Genomic DNA, 16,929 nt, shown 5'->3' with positions numbered 1-16,929 from the left:
CCGATACCGTCACGGCTCGGCCGATCAGGAAAGGTCGCTCAGGAACGAGCCTGCGCTTCCACCGCGCGCTCCTGGTCCGGTGTCACCGACGCATAGGCCATATGCGACGTTCCCGCGCGGCGCACCTCGTCCAGGGCGCGCTCGGCGCGTGCCGCCGTCTGGATGATTCGCCGATCCTGTCGCGAGATCACTGTTACGCCCAGATAGGGAACGAGGGTGAAACGTCCGCCTGACAGCTCGAAGGGCTCGCGCATCAGGGCAAGCAGAAAATGGCAGATATTGACCACCTTATTCGAGGAAGGTTGCCCGTCGACGATGATGACAAACTGCGGCCCACCTAGATGAAAAAGCCGGCCGATTACCTTCACATGCGCGCCGAGCCGGGCGCAGATCGCCGCCAGGAGCCGGGAGGCCGCCTCCCCGTCGCGGTCGCCCTCGATCCGGTCATAGCCGCTTATGTCGAGCAGGATCACCGCCGTGCCCCAGCTGTCGGGGCGCACGCGCACATCGCGCTCCAGCGCCCGGCGATCGGCAAGGCCGGTCTGCAGGTTGATCAGCCGCCGCTCCTTGAACCGCGTTGCCGCTTGCGCGCCGGGCGTCACCTCGGCTTTCGCGGGCAGGGATTGGGAACGCTGTGCCGTACGGCTGATGAACAGGCCAAGCATCAGCACGCCTGCCGCAGCCACGGCCGCAAACAGGGGCAGCGCCAAATCGGCGAGACTTGTCCATATCGAAGCCGCAAACGCCATGGCGTCTTCAAGATAGGCGAATGCGATGAGGGCCGCACCCGCCAGGCCACCTTGCGCGACCCTCCCGCGCACAGAGGTCGGAGCTATGCTTAACTTCATGTTAAACCCTGACAGAGTGAAACGGCTCCGGCCAAAACGACATTGCTTCAGCGCAACGACTTTATGGTTGCGGCCACTTACTGAACGATGAAGGGGCGCCTGCACCGCATGCCTGCAGCCCCTAAACAGGATTGCGTCATTAAGATCAGGTAAACGTTCCACCTCTGCTTTCATCAAACTGTCGCGGCGTTTTCATACAAGCGCTCATCCTTGATCGAAGCAGGCGACGTTGATGACCGATATCGCATCCACCGAACTGACCACCTCCAGCCGTCACCGCGGCAAGAATGCCAAGCTGAAGACCGCGCTTCTGCGCCACAAGCCTCTCAGCCTGCAGGGCCTTTCGGAGCGCGCCTTCGGCCTGCTCTTCTCCGGCCTCGTCTACCCGCAGATTTGGGAGGACCCGATCGTCGACATGGCGGCGATGGGGATCGAACCGCATCACAACATCGTCACGATCGGCTCCGGCGGCTGTAACATGCTGGCCTATCTCTCGGCCGGACCGCGTCATATCGATGTCGTCGATCTCAACACCCATCATGTCGCGCTCAACCGGCTGAAACTCGCCGCCTTCCGCACCCTGCCCGGTTATGGCGATGTCGTGCGCTTTCTGGCGCGTGGCGGGCTTGTATCCAACATCGCCGCCTATGACCGCTTCATCGCCAGCGAGCTGGACGCGCAAACGCGCCGCTATTGGGAGAAGCGCTCGCCGATCGGCCGCCGCCGCATCCGGGTCTTCTCGCAGGATCTCTACAAAACCGGCCTGCTCGGCCGCTTCATCGGCCTCGGCCACCTCGTCGCGCGCCTGCACGGCGTCGACCTGAAGGAACTGACCCAGGCACGCTCACTGCGCGAGCAGCGCCGCATCTTCGATGCGCGCATCGCGCCGCTGTTCGACAAACCGCTGATCCGCTGGATCACCAGCCGCAAGAGCTCGCTCTTCGGCCTCGGCATTCCGCCCCAGCAGTTCGACGAGCTTGCCCGCTTGAGCGACAGCCGCTCCGTGGCCGACGTCCTGCGCCAGCGCCTGGAAAAGCTCGCCTGCCATTTCCCCCTGCGCGACAATCCCTTCGCCTGGCAGGCCTTTGCCCGACGCTATCCCACGGGTGAGGAAGGCCTGCTGCCGCTCTATCTGCGGCCGGAGTCCTATGAGACGATCCGTCATACCACCGATCGCGTCCAGGTCCATCATGCGAGCTTCACCGATCTCCTGGCGACCAAGCAGGCCGGCTCGGTGCACCGCTATGTGCTTCTCGACGCGCAGGACTGGATGACCGACGCCCAGCTCGACGCGCTCTGGAGCGAGATCACCCGCACGGCCAGCCCCGATGCCGTCGTCATCTTCCGCACGGCGGGTGAAGACAGCATCATCGAAGGCCGCCTTGCCCAGGTGATCCGCGATCAATGGACCTATGACGCCGTCCGTTCGGCCGAGCTCGGGCCCCAGGACCGCTCGGCGATCTATGGCGGCTTCCACATCTACCGGAAGGCCGCATGAGCCTGCACATGCCCGATCACGCCGAGCGCATGGACAAAATGTACCGCTATCAGCGGTACATTTACGACGCCACGCGCAAATACTACCTTTTCGGCCGCGACACGATGATTGCGGAACTGGCGCTGCGGCAGGACGAAACCCTGCTGGAAGTCGGATGCGGCACGGGGCGCAATCTGGCGCTGATCGCACGGCGCTATCCGCGCGCGCGTCTCTTCGGCTTCGATATCTCGCGCGAGATGCTGGCAACAGCCGAGCGCAATCTGTCAGGCCTTCCCGGCGCGGCACCGGTGCTGCGCCAGGCCGATGCCGGCGCTTTCTCGGCCGAAGCCTTCGGTGTCAGCGGCTTCGACCATGTCGTGATCTCCTATGCGCTGTCGATGATTCCACCCTGGAAGGCGGCAATCGAGCATGCGCTCGATGCGCTGGCCCCTGGCGGCACCCTGCATATCGTCGATTTCGGCCAGCAGGAGAAGCTGCCGCGCCTGGCAGGCAACCTGCTCAAGGCGTGGCTGGAGCGCTTCCACGTCACCCCCAGGGCCGAACTCTTCACGGTGCTGGAACAGGCCTGCAACGCCCGCGGCATGACGCTCGCCACCCGCAGGCTCGGCGGCGGCTATGCCTGGCTCGCCACCTGCCGGGCAGCGGCCTGAACCCGCCGCACGCAACGATGTTGAGCTACTGCGCCGACCCCATGAGCCGGCGCGCAGATGTGATTCCCTGACTTTGCGACAAGCTTTGCGGCTTTCGATCAGCGAGTTTCAGAATCGTTAGGGATGCAGGAGCAATGGCTCACCGTCTGCTCGAAGAGCTGGCGAGCCTTGTCAGGCGCCTCCCTGCGTCTTGACGAAGATCCACGTGGCCGTATGTTTTCAATGGGTTATGACCGGAACCATTGCGCCCGGCGTGACGGCGGCTAGATGACGCGCCATTCGACATCACACCGCGCCGGCCCCATGCGCCGGCTCATCATTTCTCGGGAGGGTTCTTGAAGTAACCGGTTCTTTACGTTGATATGGTGAAGATGAGGTTCACGCCTCTTGCGAGAGACGACCGCGGCCGGTCGGGAGTGAGACGGGCCCTTGATCCAACGGATTTGAAAGAACCTCATGCGACGGCTTCTTCTGGCCTTGCTGCCTGTTGTGTCGCTTTTGTCGGCATGCACCGCCACCGATTACGATCTCGTCTCGACCGCGTCGATTACGCCGCGCTTCGAAGACAAGAAGCCGATGGATTTCGGCGAGAAGACCCCGCACCATCATCCGGTCCACGGCATCGACGTGTCCAAGTGGCAGGGCGATATCGACTGGGTGGAAGTGCGCCGCTCGGGGGTCTCCTTCGCCTTCATCAAGGCCACCGAAGGCAAGGATGTCATCGATACGCGCTTTGACGAATATTGGCGCAAGGCGCGGGCTGCCAGCCTGCCCTACGCGCCCTATCACTTCTATTATTTCTGCTCGACGGCGGACGAACAGGCTGACTGGTTCATCGCCAACGTCCCGCGCGAGGCCGTGCATCTGCCGCCGGTTCTCGATGTCGAGTGGAACGGCGAATCCAAGACCTGCCGCTATCGCCCCTCGCCGCTGACCGTCCAGAGCGAGATGAAGCGCTTCATGGACCGGCTGGAAGCCTATTACGGCAAGCGACCGATCATCTACACCTCGGTCGATTTCCATCGTGACAATCTGGTCGGCCAATTCAATGACCATCATTTCTGGGTGCGCGCCGTGGCCAAGCATCCGCGCGAGGCCTATCCCGAGCGCCGCTGGGCCTTCTGGCAATATACCTCGACCGGCGTGATCCCTGGCATCAAGGGCAATACCGACATCAATGTCTTCGCCGGCTCGGCCAAGAACTGGAAGTCGTGGATCGAGGCGGTGTCGCAGCCCAACCTCACCGCCCGGCGCTAGAGAGGCCGCGAGCGAGCGAGCCTGCGCCTGACTTCCGTGTCCTTGGCTTAAGCGATTCGGGCCGACGCCCATGCGTGCCTGTCGGCAGCGTCATCGGGCGGCCCCCTTGCGCGCAGCCAGAAGGCAGCGACGAAAAAGTCCGGCGCGTATGCATGCCCGCTCATGTTTTTGCCTGAAAGACAGACCAGGGTCGCGGCACTTGACCCGCGCTGCGCGGCATGGCTTTGAACAGGGGAAGCCAGACCATGTCATGCGGCTGACCGAGACCTGCTGCATCCTGCTTTCGCGCCTTGCGCGCGATGAAGGCATGATGTGCCCCGCTATTGCCGATCAAAGGACGATGAGATGCCATTTCGCATCAGCCCGCTTGCTGTTTTCGCCACCTTCCTCGCCTCCACCAGCATGCTCGCTGCCTTGCCTGCCGCCGCGCAGAATGCCGCGCCCGCGGCCCCAGCGGCGGCCGATGCGCCGAAGCCGCCGTGCGGCGGCGACCTCGCCACCTTTCTCGCGGGCGTAAAGGATGAAGCCGTGGCGGCGGGCGTTCCCGCCGAGATCGCCGAGCGGGCACTGGCCGGCGCGCGGATCGACGAGAAGGTGCTGGCGCGCGACCGCGCCCAAGGCGTGTTCCGCCAGACCTTCCAGGAATTTTCCAACCGCACCGTCAGCAAGGCCCGGCTGGAGCTGGGCGCAAAGAAGATCAAGGACTATGCCGAGGTCTTCGCCCGGGCCGAGCGCGAATATGGCGTGCCTGCGCCTGTCATTACCGCCTTCTGGGCGATGGAGACCGACTTTGGCGCCGTGCAGGGCAATTTCAACACGCTGAATGCGCTCGTCACCCTGTCGCATGACTGCCGCCGGCCGGAAATGTTCCGGCCGCAGCTCGTCGCCGCACTGGAAATGGTCCAGCATGGCGATCTCGACCCGGCAACGACGACGGGCGCCTGGGCGGGCGAAATCGGCCAGGTGCAGATGCTGCCGAAGGACATCATCGCCCATGGGGTCGATGGCGATGGCGACGGCCATATCAATTTGAAGCAGAGCGCGCCCGACGCGATCATGACGGCGGCCAATTTCATCCAGAGCCTCGGCTTCCGCCGTGGCGAGCCGTGGATCCAAGAAGTCGTTGTTCCTGAAAACCTGCCTTGGGAAAAAACCGGCCTGCAGCCTGGCCTGAAAGCGTCCGACTGGTTTGGCCTCGGTGTCGAGCCACGTGATGGCGACACCAGCCATGGCGACCTCGATGCGTCCCTGGTGCTGCCGCAGGGCCGCAAGGGCGTCGCCTTCCTCACCTATCCGAATTTCAACATCTATCTCTCCTGGAACCAATCCTTCATCTACACGACCTCCGCCGCCTATTTCGCCACGCGGCTGGCCGGTGCGCCGGCCTACGATCCCGGCCATCCCGAACAGGGACTGACGGAAGAGGGCATGAAGGCACTGCAGACTCGGCTCGATACGCTCGGTCATGATGTCGGCAAGATCGACGGCATTCTCGGCTCTGGCACGCGCGCCGCGCTCCAGCAGGAACAGCTGCGCTTCGGCCTGCCGGCCGATGGTTGGGCCACGCAGGCCGTGCTCGACGCGCTGAACAAGTAGAGCAGTCTGCCCGATCCCGGCAATGCCGGCATTCGGGCGTTAGCAAACGTCGCTCAAAACCCATTCGGCCAACACCTCGGTATGCGCAAGCGTGCCGAGGTGTTCATGTTTTGTATCATGTATCAAGTTTCGGGTGGACGAGAACATCAGCGGAACCTAAACCAAAAGACACTTTGAACATGGAGCCGCCGACATGACCGCTGCACCCGCCCCTCGCATGAACCTGCTCACCTGGGGGCTCCTCTTTCTTCTCGGTCTGCTTTGGGGCGGCTCCTTCTTCTTCGCACGCGTGGCGGTCGGCCATGTCCCGCCGTTCACGCTCGTGTTCCTGCGGCTTTCGCTGGCGGCGATCGTGCTGCATCTTCTCTTGCGCGGTGGCCATGGGCTTTATGGCGCGCTTGCCGGCCGCTGGCGCGGCTTCCTGCTCCTGGGTCTCGTCAACAATGCCATTCCCCATGCCTTCATCTTTCTCGGCCAGACCCAGATCGGTGCGGGTCTCGCCTCGATCCTTAATGCCACCACACCCATCTGGACGGTGCTGATCGCCCATCTCCTGACTGCGGATGAGCGGATGACGGGGAAGAAGATCGCCGGCTGCATTCTCGGCCTCTGTGGAACGGCGGTGCTGCTCGGACCCGCTGCCCTGGCCACGCTCTTTTCAGGCGACCACGCCGTCCCCTTCTGGGCCCTGCTTCTGCCGCTTCTGGCGGCCGTCAGCTATGGTTTTGCCGGCACCTATGGCAAGAGCTTCAAGGGGCTGAACCCGACGGTCATCGCCACCGGCCAGCTGACGGCCTCCAGCCTGATCATGCTGCCGGTTTCGCTTGCGGTCGATCATCCCTGGACCTTGGCCATGCCGCCTGCAAGCGCTGTGCTGGCGGTTGTCGCGCTGGCCCTGTTATCGACCGCCTTCGGCTATATTCTGTTTTTCCGGATCATGGCGGTGGCTGGGGCAACCAATACGTCGCTGGTCACGCTGCTCGTGCCGCCAAGCGCTATTTTGCTCGGGGCTCTGTTCCTCGGCGAACGGCTGGCTATGACGGATATGGCTGGCATGGTGCTGATCGGCCTCGGCCTGGTCGTCCTCGACGGCCGCGCCCTTGGCGTGATCGCGCGCGGGAAACCGGCCTGACTCGACTCGCCCCCGAACAAAGACGACGAAAGTGCGATCACGGCATGTGAAATCGTGAAAAAAATGTGGCGGCTTTTTGACAAAGGAAATCTAGCGGTTAAGTGGGAAATCCGCCGAATTGGCCAGCTGACCACGGCAGTGCAGCACAAGATTGCCTTTGCGATGTGACATTTTTACCCTAGTTATTAACCGTCAACGCCAGGAGGCTGATATGGAACTTACACGTTCACTGAATGTCCTCATGATCGGTGCCGCATTCACCTTCGTGGTGATGATGCTGTTCATCTAGGTACAAGGGGTTGCATCCGGGCGATATACCGCATTGAAAGAAAGGTGGAATCGTTCGAGATCACGATCAGGCCAAGGCCACGATCAGGCAAGGCGGACGCCACGGCGCGGGAGGAGTTCCAGCCCTCGGCTGGATTTAAGGACAGCGCCGAATAAATGCATCGTCGGGGAGGCGACGCGATCCTAATCCGCACCAAATTTGCGACACGCCGCCAGGCAAGCCTGCGCGGCGTGTTTCATTATGACTTTCACAAAAGGGCTTCAGGCGGAGCGGATCTCCCTCACACATCGAAGCCGCCGCCAAGCGGCACGCACCGGATTGGCTAATGCGCAGATGCCGCGCCTGTTCAGGCAGCCGGGGACGCTGCATCCATGCGCTGAAACTGTACGAGGTCGCAAACGGCGCTGATCAGCGGCGCACGGTTCATCGTGTAGAGATGGAAGTCCGACAGGCCGCGATGCGCGAGATCGACAATCTGCTCGGCAGCAATCAGTGTCGCCTCGCGGAAACGCTCTTCCGGCAGATCGTCCAGCGGCTGCAACCGGTCGATCAGCACCTGTGGCACACGCGCGCCGCACAGGCCGGCGAATTTCATCACCTGCGTCAGATTGTTGATCGGCAGGATGCCGGGAATGACCGGAATGTCGATGCCGGCGGCACGTACCCGGTTCAGATAGCGCTCGAAGTCGTCATTGTCGAAAAAGAACTGGGTGAGCGCCTGGGTCGCACCATTGTCGACCTTGCGCTTCAGCATGTCGATATCGGCGGCAACGTCGGCACTCTCCGGGTGCTTTTCCGGGTAGGCGGAGACGGAGATCGAGCGCACGCCGCGCTTTGCCAGTGCCGCGACCAGAGCGGCTGCATTGGCATAGCCTTCGGGATGCGGCTGATAGGCAACCCCTGCCCCGCCGGGCGCATCCCCACGCAGCGCGACAAAGCGTGTCACGCCAGCGGCCAGGAATTCCTCGATCACCGCATCCACTTCGGCGCAACTGGCGCCAACGCAGGTCAGATGCGCAGCGGTGTTGGTCAGCCCCCGTTCGGCGATCAGCTTGCGCACGGTGTCGATCGAGCGCGACTTCGTGGAACCGCCAGCACCATAGGTGACGCTGACGAACTCGGGCGCATAGACCTTCAGCGTCTCGGCCGTGCTCAGAAGCTGGCTTTCCATCTCCTCGTTCTTCGGCGGGAAGAATTCGAAGGAAAGCTTCAGCGCGGCGCGCCGGGCGGGGTGAAGCGTTTGCGGCGCCATCGTCATTGTCCTATCGAAACCAAGGCGGGAGAAACAGCCGGCCATGCCCGTTCGGGCGCGCGCGCCAGCCAGATGGTGACGGTCAATTGCCGCTCGCGGGCGCGATCCGGCGAGAGGTCGAGAGCCTCTTCCAGGCGAAGCCCGGCCTGTTCGAGCCATTCGACCATGGTCTGGTGCGAAAAGCCCAGGCGGGCATGGGCATGGTCGTCGCGCAGGTATTCCAATCCATGCGGCGCGAGGTCGATGATGACAAGCCGGCCGCCAGGCGCCAGCATGCGCGCCGCTTCGGCGATCGCCCGGTCCGGCTGGTCAAGGAAATGCAGCACCTGATGGATGGTGACCAGATCGAACTGGCCGCCCTCCAGCGGCAGGTTGAAAATGTCGCCCTGACGCACCGTGGCCTTGCCGATCGCGGCGCGGTCCAGATTGGCCCGGGCGACGGCGAGCATGTCGCGACTGGCATCCACACCCACCGCGTGGCGGTAAACATCCTGCAGCAGTTGCAGGATCCGGCCCGTGCCCGTACCGAGATCCAGCATCTGATCGACAGGCGCATCGCCGACGAGATTGAGCAGCGCCGCCTCGACATCCGTCTCGCGCACATGCAATTGGCGCAGCACGTCCCATTCCTGGGCGTTGCGGCTGAAATAGGCCTGGGCACGCTCCGATCGCGCCTGCTTCAAAGCCGCCAGCCGCTCGGCATCGCGTGAGAGAACCGGATCGTCGGCACGAGCTGACACGAGCATGGCGCGAACCAGGTCGACGGCGGGTCCCTCAGGCCTCAGGCGAAAATAGGCCCAAGCACCCTCCTGATAGCGATCAATCAGGGCGACCTCGCTCAGGAGCTTCAGGTGGCGGGAAATGCGTGGCTGCGACTGGCCGAGAATCTCGGTGAGATCCGTGACCGTGAGATCGCCCGCAGACAGGAGCTTGAGCAAGCGAAAACGGGTGGGCTCACCCGCAGCCTTCAAGACGTCCACCAAGGCCTCCAGCGCCAGATCCATCCCAACCCCATTTCCATCAAGATATAAACATATCTTTATGTCATGGATGGGGAAGATGCAAGTGGTCTGTTGCGCAAAGACAAAGCGACTCAAGGCGGGGGTCGAAGGCCTCAAGCCTAGTGGCACTGACCTGAGGCTTCGCTCGGTCCTTTGTTTAACGAGCGGCGCACCGAGCACAAAGCGCATTGCATCGCCGTGTCATGCGCGCCGCCGCATTGGCTGGTCGAAGCTGATGTCGGACAGGGGTGTCGGCGCCTGTCTGGATGCGACAAGGCGGAAACGGGCGAGCATCTGCGCCAGCCTGTCGCTTTCCTCCGCAAGGCCGCTGCCCGCCGCCTTCATCTGCTCGACCATGACCGCATTGCGTTGGGTTGCCCCTTCCATATCGTCCACCGCCCCGCTGATCTGCGCCAGACGCGAGGCCTGCTCCCGCGAGGCTTCAGCCACGCCATTCATATGGCCGCTGATGCGCGTGACCAGCGCTTCGATCGACACGAGGCCCTCGCCGGTCTTATCCACAAGGCGGACACCTTCGACCACGGCGGCATCGGCCGCGCCGACCAGCGCCTTGATCTCACGTGCCGCCTCGGCGGAGCGTTGCGCAAGCGCCCGCACCTCCTGGGCCACCACGGCAAAACCCTTGCCCGCGTCGCCCGCGCGCGCCGCTTCCACACCGGCATTCAGTGCCAGGAGATTGGTCTGGAAGGCGATCTCGTCGATCACCGAAATGATCTGCCCGATCTTGCGCGAGGAGTCCTCGATCCGGTCCATCGCGGCGGCCGCCTCGCGCATCACCGCGCCGCAATGGGCGGTTTCCTGCCGCGTGCCGCCGACGATGTCGCGTGCTTCGCCGGTGCGTTGCGTGGTGGCGCCGATGGTGCCGGTCACGTCCCTGAGGGTTGCCGAGCTTTCGGCCAGCGCCGCGGTTTGCTGCTCCGTGCGGCTGGACAGATCTTCCGCCGCTGCTGAAACCTCGTGCGCGCCGCCGGTGACGCGGTCGGCGGATTGGCCGACGATCAGCAAGGTCTCGCGCAGCTGCTGGATCGAAGCGTTGAAATCATGCCGCAACGCTTCGAATTGCGGCGCCAGCGGCTCGTCGATCACACAGAGCAGATCGCCGCTCGCCAGACTGTGCAGACCTCGCGCCAGGGCGCGGGTGGCGGTTCCCAGCCGGCGATCGGCTTCCTCTTCGGCTGCGCGCTGAAGCGCCGCGCGCTCGTCGTCGTGCTGTGCGCGCAGCTGCGCGGCATGGGCTTCCAGCGTCTCGCTGCGGATCGCCGCCTGGCGGAAAATCTCGACGGACCGCGCCATTTCGCCGATCTCGTCGCTGCGCTCCTGATCCGGCACCGGGATCGTGACATTGCCGGCGGCCAGCGCATGCATGCGCTCGGAGAGACGGCGCACGGCCTGCGAGATCGTGCGAAGCGCAGCCATGGACATCAGCGCTACCAGCGTGACGATGCCCAGGCTGACACCGGCATAGAAGCGAAAGGCAAAAAGAGCATCCGCGCGATCGCGCGACGTGGTTCGCGCCAGTTCGCTCTCCACGGCCTGGAGCGTGGCGAGCAAGGTGGCGCGTGTTCCAGCGGTCGCGCGGTTCCACCGCTCCATGTCGGCCGGGCCGTGCTTGGCGGTCGCGTTTCGGCTCATTTCGCTGCGCAGCTGCGCCAGAAAAAGGCCGTCATCGCTCGCCATCTGCTGGTCGAGCGCCACCCGGATGGCAGGCGGCAGCGCATCGCGGTAAACCGGCAGATAGATGGAGCGCAATGCCGATGCCTCGACGGCGAAACCGTAGCGCCGGCCCCTGAGCTGCCCCCGCGCGACATATTCAGGCCCGAGCCGCGCATCGATCATCTCCGCCTTGTCGAGCTGCAAGACGGCATGAAGGCCGGAGACGAGCCGGGCTTCGGCGGCGTTATCGATCAACAGGCCGGCATGGCGCACCAGATCGACACCGGCCGAATAGGCCGGCTCCAGCTGGACCAGCGCATCGTTGATGCCCACCATGCTTTCATCCACCCATTTGCGATAATTCGGCAGGTGGGAGAGCGCCTCCAGCGCCGAGGCCATGGCCATCTGCGCGCCGTCATCTGCAAGACCCTGCGCCGTCAGCCGGTCGAAACGTTTCTTCAGGGCATCGATCGCGGTCTGCGTGGCAGCGCGCGCATCCTGCAATTCATTGTCACCCGCCCCGATTTCGCGGTGCAGCTTCAGGGCGAGATCCGCGCCGGCTTCGGCCAGATCGCGATAGATATCGGTCGCCAGCATGTGACCATAGCGCGTCTTGTAGCCGATCGCCTGATAGGCGCAGACGAGAACAAGCGCCAGCGTGGGCACAACGGCCAAGGCGACAAGCATGAAACGGAGAGAAAGCCTGGACATGAGCGCTCCGTGGACAAACCACTTCAACAGGAAGACATCGCGACCTGTTTCAGGCTGCCCATCGCTTATAGACGGCGCTCATTAAATTTCGTCTAAATTATGGATGACTGTCGCACACGTCCTGATCAACGACGCGCTCGGCAGCGCCCAGCCTTGCCCGGCATACCGGGATCATTTCTCCAGCAGCACGGTTTCAAAGCCATGGCGGCTGCGCCAGCCGAGCCGCTGCTGGGCGGCAAGCGGAACATAGATACGGTCGATGTGCTGCGGCAGCGACCAACCGCGTTTCAAAAAAGCGGTGACCAAACCCGGCGCCCGTTCGCGCAGAACGGCTGGGGCGTTGTGGCCGAGACGCGGCGCGTCGCTTTCCAGAAAAGGTGTCGCGGCGGAAATGATCAGTCGATCGAAAGCCGGCGGCGCTGGCAACTCCATGGCCTTTCGATGCGCACAGGCGACGTCGCGCGCATCGATGCCGCGATGCAGCCGGTAAAGCGCCATCACATCGGCGCGTTCTGGAAAGCAGCGCGACATGCGCAGAATGCATACGGAGAAATCCGGCGATGCCATGGCGGCAAGCAGCGCCTCGGCCTCCAGCTTGGAGCGATGATAGATGCTGCGTGGGCGCGGCTGCGTCGTCTCGGTGATCCACCGACACCCCTCCTCCTTCTCAGCCCCACCGAAGACGGCCGTTGTACTGGTGAAGACGAAGCGCGATACGCCCGCCTGCCGCGCGGCTTGCGCAAGCCGGCGCGTTCCCTCGACATTGATGCGGTGGAAGGAGTCGTCCGCAAGCACGCCGACATGCGGCGCGTGAACACCTGCTGCATGGACGACCGCATCGACATGTTCGAGAACGACGCGATAGCGGTCGATGTCGCAGAGATCGGCGATCAGCCCTGTCCTGGGTCCCGCTACCAGATCGAGCCCAATGACGGCATGCCGGCCCGCCATGTCCGCAACGATTGCCGCGCCGATGCGGCCGGAACTGCCGGTGACGAGGACACGCATGCGTCTCTCTCCGACGTCGCTGGACCCCAAAGAAAAAGCCCCGCAAGACGCTCGGTCAGGCGGGGCTTGATGGCGTCAGCGCGTCAGGCGCTTGTAGGACATCCGGCTCGGGTTGAGCGCATCCGGGCCGAGACGGCGGACCTTGTCCTTTTCATAGTCCTCGAAGTTGCCTTCGAACCATTCCACATGACCATCGCCTTCATAGGCGAGGATATGGGTGGCCAGGCGGTCGAGGAACATGCGGTCGTGCGAGATGATGACGGCGCAGCCGGCGAAGTTTTCCAGCGCGTCTTCCAGCGCCCCCAGCGTTTCGGTGTCGAGGTCATTGGTCGGTTCGTCGAGCAGCAGCACGTTGTGGCCGCCCTTCAGCATCTTGGCGAGGTGCACGCGATTGCGCTGACCGCCCGAGAGATTGCCGACCTTCTGCTGCTGGTCGCCGCCCTTGAAGTTGAACGAGCCGCAATAAGCGCGCGAGTTCATCTCGAACTTGCCGAGCTTGAGGATGTCGTTGCCCTCGGAAATCTCTTCCCAGACCGTCTTGTTGGCGGCGAGCGTGTCGCGGCTCTGGTCGACATAGCCGAGATCGACCGTATCGCCGATGGTGATGGTGCCGCTGTCGGGCTGTTCCTGCCCGGTGATCATGCGGAACAGCGTGGTCTTGCCCGCACCGTTCGGGCCGATGATGCCGACGATGCCGCCCGGCGGCAGCTTGAACGAGAGATTGTCGATCAGAACACGATCACCGAAGGACTTGGTGATGTTTTCCGCCTCGATGACGACACGTCCGAGGCGCTCGCCGATCGGAATGGCGATCTGCGTGTCGGACGGGCGACGCTCGGCAGCCGAATCGACCAGCTCGTTATAAGCGTTGATACGGGCCTTCGACTTGGCCTGGCGGGCCTTGGGGGAAGACGCGATCCATTCCTGCTCGCGCGAGAGCGCCTTCTGGCGGCCGGCCTCTTCACGGGCTTCCTGCTGCATGCGCTTGGCCTTGGCCTGCAGATAGGCCGAGTAATTGCCCTCATAGGGAATGCCGCGGCCACGGTCGAGCTCAAGGATCCAGCCCGTGACGTTGTCGAGGAAGTAGCGGTCGTGGGTGACCATCAGGATGGCGCCCGGATATTCGCGCAGGTGCTTTTCGAGCCAGGCGATCGTCTCGGCGTCGAGATGGTTGGTCGGTTCGTCCAGGAGAAGCAGATCAGGCTGGCGCAGCAGGAGCTGGCAGAGCGCCACGCGGCGCTTCTCACCGCCGGACAGGCTGGTGACCGCCGAGTCGCCCGGCGGGCAGCGCAGCGCATCCATGGCCATTTCGACCTGGTTTTCGAGATCCCAGAGGTTCTGGCCGTCGATGATGTCCTGGAGCCTGGCGCCCTCGTCCGCCGTCTCGTCGGAATAGTTCATCATCAGCTCGTTGTAACGGTCGACGATCGCCTTCTTGTGGGCGACGCCCTCCATCACGTTCTCGAACACGGTCTTGTCGGGGTCGAGCTTCGGCTCCTGCGCGAGATAGCCGAGCGTCGCGCCATCGGCCAGCCAGGCCTCGCCCGTCCACTCCTTGTCGAGGCCAGCCATGATCTTCAGCACGGTGGACTTACCCGCGCCGTTCGGACCAAGGATGCCGATCTTGGCATCGGGATAGAAAGACAGGTGGACGTTTTCCAGCACCTTCTTGGTGCCGTAGGCCTTGTTCAGACCGGTCATGTGATAAATGAACTGGCGTGCCATCGGATGCTCCGCGGGGGTTTGTTGTGGCGGCTATGTAGGCGAAAACGGGCAAGGCGGCAACGCAGGCTGCAAGGCTTTTGCGCAGCCATGCATGCCGTAGCCGTCATCTGGCCTTGACGGGAGCATGCCAAGACCGCATGCGGATCATGGAGGCAGGAGAGATGTTCGAAACCGCTTATCGCCTGGCAAGCCCAACCGGCGCGGATCTGAGCGTGCGCGCGCAGGCAGCCGAAGGTGATGCACGCGGCGTGCTGATCGTCTGCCACGGCCTGTCGGAACATTCCCTGCGCTATCGCCGGCTTGCAGAGGCCATGGGCGCTCGCGGCATGGCGGTCTATGCGCTCGATCATCGCGGCCATGGACTGACGCGTGGGCCGAATCATCTTCTCGGCCGCTTTGCAGAAAAGGGCGGCATGGACGCCGCGCTGGACGATGTCGCGGCGCTGCGCGCGCATGCGGCCGAGCGCCATCCCGGTCTGCCGGTGATCCTGTTCGGCCATTCCATGGGCGGACTGATCGCGCTGAACGCCGTGGAGCGCTATCCCGATCTTTTCGATGCCGTCACCATCTGGAATTCGAATTTCAATGCCGGGCTTGCCGGGCGCGGCGGCCAGCTGCTTCTCGCCATCGAACGCTGGCTGAAAGGCTCGGATGTGCCCAGCGCCTGGGTGCCGCCGCTGACCTTCGGCGCCTGGGCCCGCGCGATCGACAATCCCCGCACCCCGTCAGACTGGCTGAGTCGCGATCCCGCAGAGGTGGACGCCTATCTTGCCGACCCGCTCTGCGGGTTCGACCCCACGGTCTCCTTGTGGATGGATGTTTTCCGGATGATCTATCAGGCAGCCGAACCGGAGCGGCTGAAGCGCCTGCGCGCCAGCCTGCCGATCCTGCTTGTCGGCGGCGGCAAGGATCCGGCCACCGACGGCGGCAAGGCGATCTCCTGGCTTGCCGACCGCATGCGTAAAGCGGGCCTCAACCATGTGTACGTCCGGCTCTATCCCGAAGCGCGGCACGAAACGCTGAACGATCTCGACCGCGACCGCGCCACGCAGGATCTTGCGCAATGGATCGACACGGTTCTCGATCAGGACCAGGCCTCAAGGAGCCGCCGTGGGGACTGAGGCGTCTCGCAACGCGGTCAGCTTCGGTCCCGTCTTTTCGCGCAACAGGATCGAAAGAAGCCCGAGGCGATTGCGCGAGAACGATCTTTCGGTCCTATCACACTGACGCGGTATCAGGTCTATCGATCCATAGGCGATCGGCCTGGCGGCGCTGATTCATTCCTATGAAGAAGGCATTTCGCAGATGAGCAGCATCAACGCGGTGGCGCGGCGCGACGATACACCCCTGGGGCTGACCTTCATGGTCCTGTCGGTGCTGGTGTCACCCGTCATCGACGTGTTCTCCAAGCTGGCCGTGGTCACCGTCCCGGCCGGCGAGGTCGCCTTTTCACGATTCGTGCTGCAGGCCGCCTTGCTTCTGCCGCCGGTGCTGATGCGCCGCGCTCTGCGCGGTGTCGGTGCCAGAACAATGGCGCTGCATGCGCTGCGCGGCGGCCTTCTGGTCGTCAGCATGCTCTCCTTCGTCGCCACGCTGAAGGTCATGGAACTGGCCGATGCCATTGCCATCTTCTTCGTCGAGCCGATCATCCTGACGATTCTCGGCGGCATCTTCCTGAAGGAAACGATCGGCTGGCGGCGCTATACGGCTTGCGCCGTCGGCTTCCTCGGCGCCATGCTGGTCATCCAGCCGAGCTTTCGCGAGGTCGGGCCCATGGCGCTCCTTCCGATGATTTCGGCGCTCGCCATCGCCATCTTCCTCCTGGTCACCCGCCGCGTGGCCAAGAGCGAGGATCCGTGGTCCATGCAATTTTATGCCGGCATCTGGGGCGCCATCTTTGCCGGTGCGCTGCTGATCCTCGGCGCCGGCATGGACATTGAAGTGATCGGTCCGGTCATGCCGGATGCGACCACCCTGCTCTATCTCCTCGGCACAGGCGTCTCGGCCACGATCGCCAGCGTGCTGGGCGTCTATGCCTATCGTGCCGCGCCGGCCTCGGTTCTCGCGCCGCTCCAATATCTGGAAATCGTGTCAGCGACCCTGTTCGGCTGGCTGGTCTTCGACCAATTGCCGGATACGCTGAAGTGGCTGGGCATTGCCATCATCATCGCCTCGGGTCTTTACATCATCTGGCGCGAGCATCGGCTGAAGCGCGCCGCCATGCCGGTGCCGCCGGCCATCTGAGCCCGGCTTGCCAGCTGCGGCATCAGGCTGTCGATAAGACGCCG

The 16,929-nt window shown here is 63.6% G+C and carries 13 protein-coding genes; 7 read left to right on the top strand and 6 right to left on the bottom strand.

Annotated elements, in window-relative coordinates; genetic code table 11:
* Positions 1-38: 38 nt before the first annotated feature.
* Positions 39-1,022 carry a GGDEF domain-containing protein gene (locus BMX61_RS13105; RefSeq protein WP_083639343.1) on the bottom strand — a complete coding sequence of 328 codons (984 nt, stop codon included), beginning with the start codon at positions 1,020-1,022 and terminating at the stop codon, positions 39-41.
* A 58-nt stretch (positions 1,023-1,080) separates the two neighbouring features.
* On the opposite strand from BMX61_RS13105, the gene BMX61_RS13100 reads away from it, so the two are divergent.
* From BMX61_RS13100 to BMX61_RS13080, 5 genes are all read left to right on the top strand, one after another.
* Positions 1,081-2,346 carry a BtaA family protein gene (locus BMX61_RS13100; RefSeq protein ID WP_075626672.1) on the top strand — a complete coding sequence of 422 codons (1,266 nt, stop codon included), beginning with the start codon at positions 1,081-1,083 and terminating at the stop codon, positions 2,344-2,346.
* Entirely contained in the window at positions 2,343-2,996 is a 654-nt protein-coding gene (locus BMX61_RS13095) for a class I SAM-dependent methyltransferase (RefSeq protein WP_075626671.1), read from the top strand. Before BMX61_RS13100 ends, BMX61_RS13095 begins: the two co-directional genes overlap by 4 nt.
* A 456-nt stretch (positions 2,997-3,452) precedes the next feature.
* The gene (locus BMX61_RS13090) at positions 3,453-4,253 is read left to right on the top strand and encodes a glycoside hydrolase family 25 protein (RefSeq protein WP_075626670.1); all 801 of its coding nucleotides are present in this window, start codon (positions 3,453-3,455) and stop codon (positions 4,251-4,253) included.
* 345 nt (positions 4,254-4,598) lie between these two features.
* The gene (locus tag BMX61_RS13085) at positions 4,599-5,849 is read left to right on the top strand and encodes a lytic murein transglycosylase (protein ID WP_075626669.1); all 1,251 of its coding nucleotides are present in this window, start codon (positions 4,599-4,601) and stop codon (positions 5,847-5,849) included.
* A gap of 193 nt (positions 5,850-6,042) precedes the next feature.
* Positions 6,043-6,981 carry a DMT family transporter gene (locus tag BMX61_RS13080; protein ID WP_075626668.1) on the top strand — a complete coding sequence of 313 codons (939 nt, stop codon included), beginning with the start codon at positions 6,043-6,045 and terminating at the stop codon, positions 6,979-6,981.
* A 635-nt stretch (positions 6,982-7,616) separates the two neighbouring features.
* Here BMX61_RS13080 and metF read toward each other — a convergent pair.
* The 5 genes from metF to ettA form a co-directional block, all read right to left on the bottom strand.
* Positions 7,617-8,522 carry a methylenetetrahydrofolate reductase [NAD(P)H] gene (gene metF / locus BMX61_RS13075; RefSeq protein WP_075626667.1) on the bottom strand — a complete coding sequence of 302 codons (906 nt, stop codon included), beginning with the start codon at positions 8,520-8,522 and terminating at the stop codon, positions 7,617-7,619.
* Between the two features lie 2 nt (positions 8,523-8,524).
* Positions 8,525-9,526, bottom strand: a complete 1,002-nt coding sequence (locus BMX61_RS13070) for an ArsR/SmtB family transcription factor (protein ID WP_075626666.1) — start codon at positions 9,524-9,526, stop codon at positions 8,525-8,527.
* Between the two features lie 198 nt (positions 9,527-9,724).
* Positions 9,725-11,908: a methyl-accepting chemotaxis protein gene (locus BMX61_RS13065; protein ID WP_075626665.1), complete on the bottom strand. Its 2,184-nt coding sequence runs from the start codon at positions 11,906-11,908 to the stop codon at positions 9,725-9,727.
* 171 nt (positions 11,909-12,079) lie between these two features.
* Complete coding sequence (locus BMX61_RS13060; protein WP_075626664.1) at positions 12,080-12,916, bottom strand: NAD-dependent epimerase/dehydratase family protein; 837 nt, start codon at positions 12,914-12,916, stop codon at positions 12,080-12,082.
* 75 nt (positions 12,917-12,991) lie between these two features.
* Positions 12,992-14,641, bottom strand: a complete 1,650-nt coding sequence (ettA, locus tag BMX61_RS13055; protein WP_075626663.1) for an energy-dependent translational throttle protein EttA — start codon at positions 14,639-14,641, stop codon at positions 12,992-12,994.
* 161 nt (positions 14,642-14,802) lie between these two features.
* Between ettA and BMX61_RS13050 the strand changes: the two genes are divergently transcribed.
* The gene (locus tag BMX61_RS13050) at positions 14,803-15,762 is read left to right on the top strand and encodes an alpha/beta hydrolase (RefSeq protein WP_075626755.1); all 960 of its coding nucleotides are present in this window, start codon (positions 14,803-14,805) and stop codon (positions 15,760-15,762) included.
* Between the two features lie 175 nt (positions 15,763-15,937).
* Positions 15,938-16,885: a DMT family transporter gene (locus tag BMX61_RS13045; protein ID WP_407703769.1), complete on the top strand. Its 948-nt coding sequence runs from the start codon at positions 15,938-15,940 to the stop codon at positions 16,883-16,885.
* The last annotated feature ends 44 nt before the right edge of the window (positions 16,886-16,929 follow it).

It is taken from the genome of Xaviernesmea oryzae, assembly GCF_900109605.1.
Classification (GTDB): domain Bacteria; phylum Pseudomonadota; class Alphaproteobacteria; order Rhizobiales; family Rhizobiaceae; genus Xaviernesmea; species Xaviernesmea oryzae.
The sequence above is the reverse complement of the archived record's forward strand: the minus strand, read 5'-3'. Positions and strand labels throughout refer to the sequence as shown.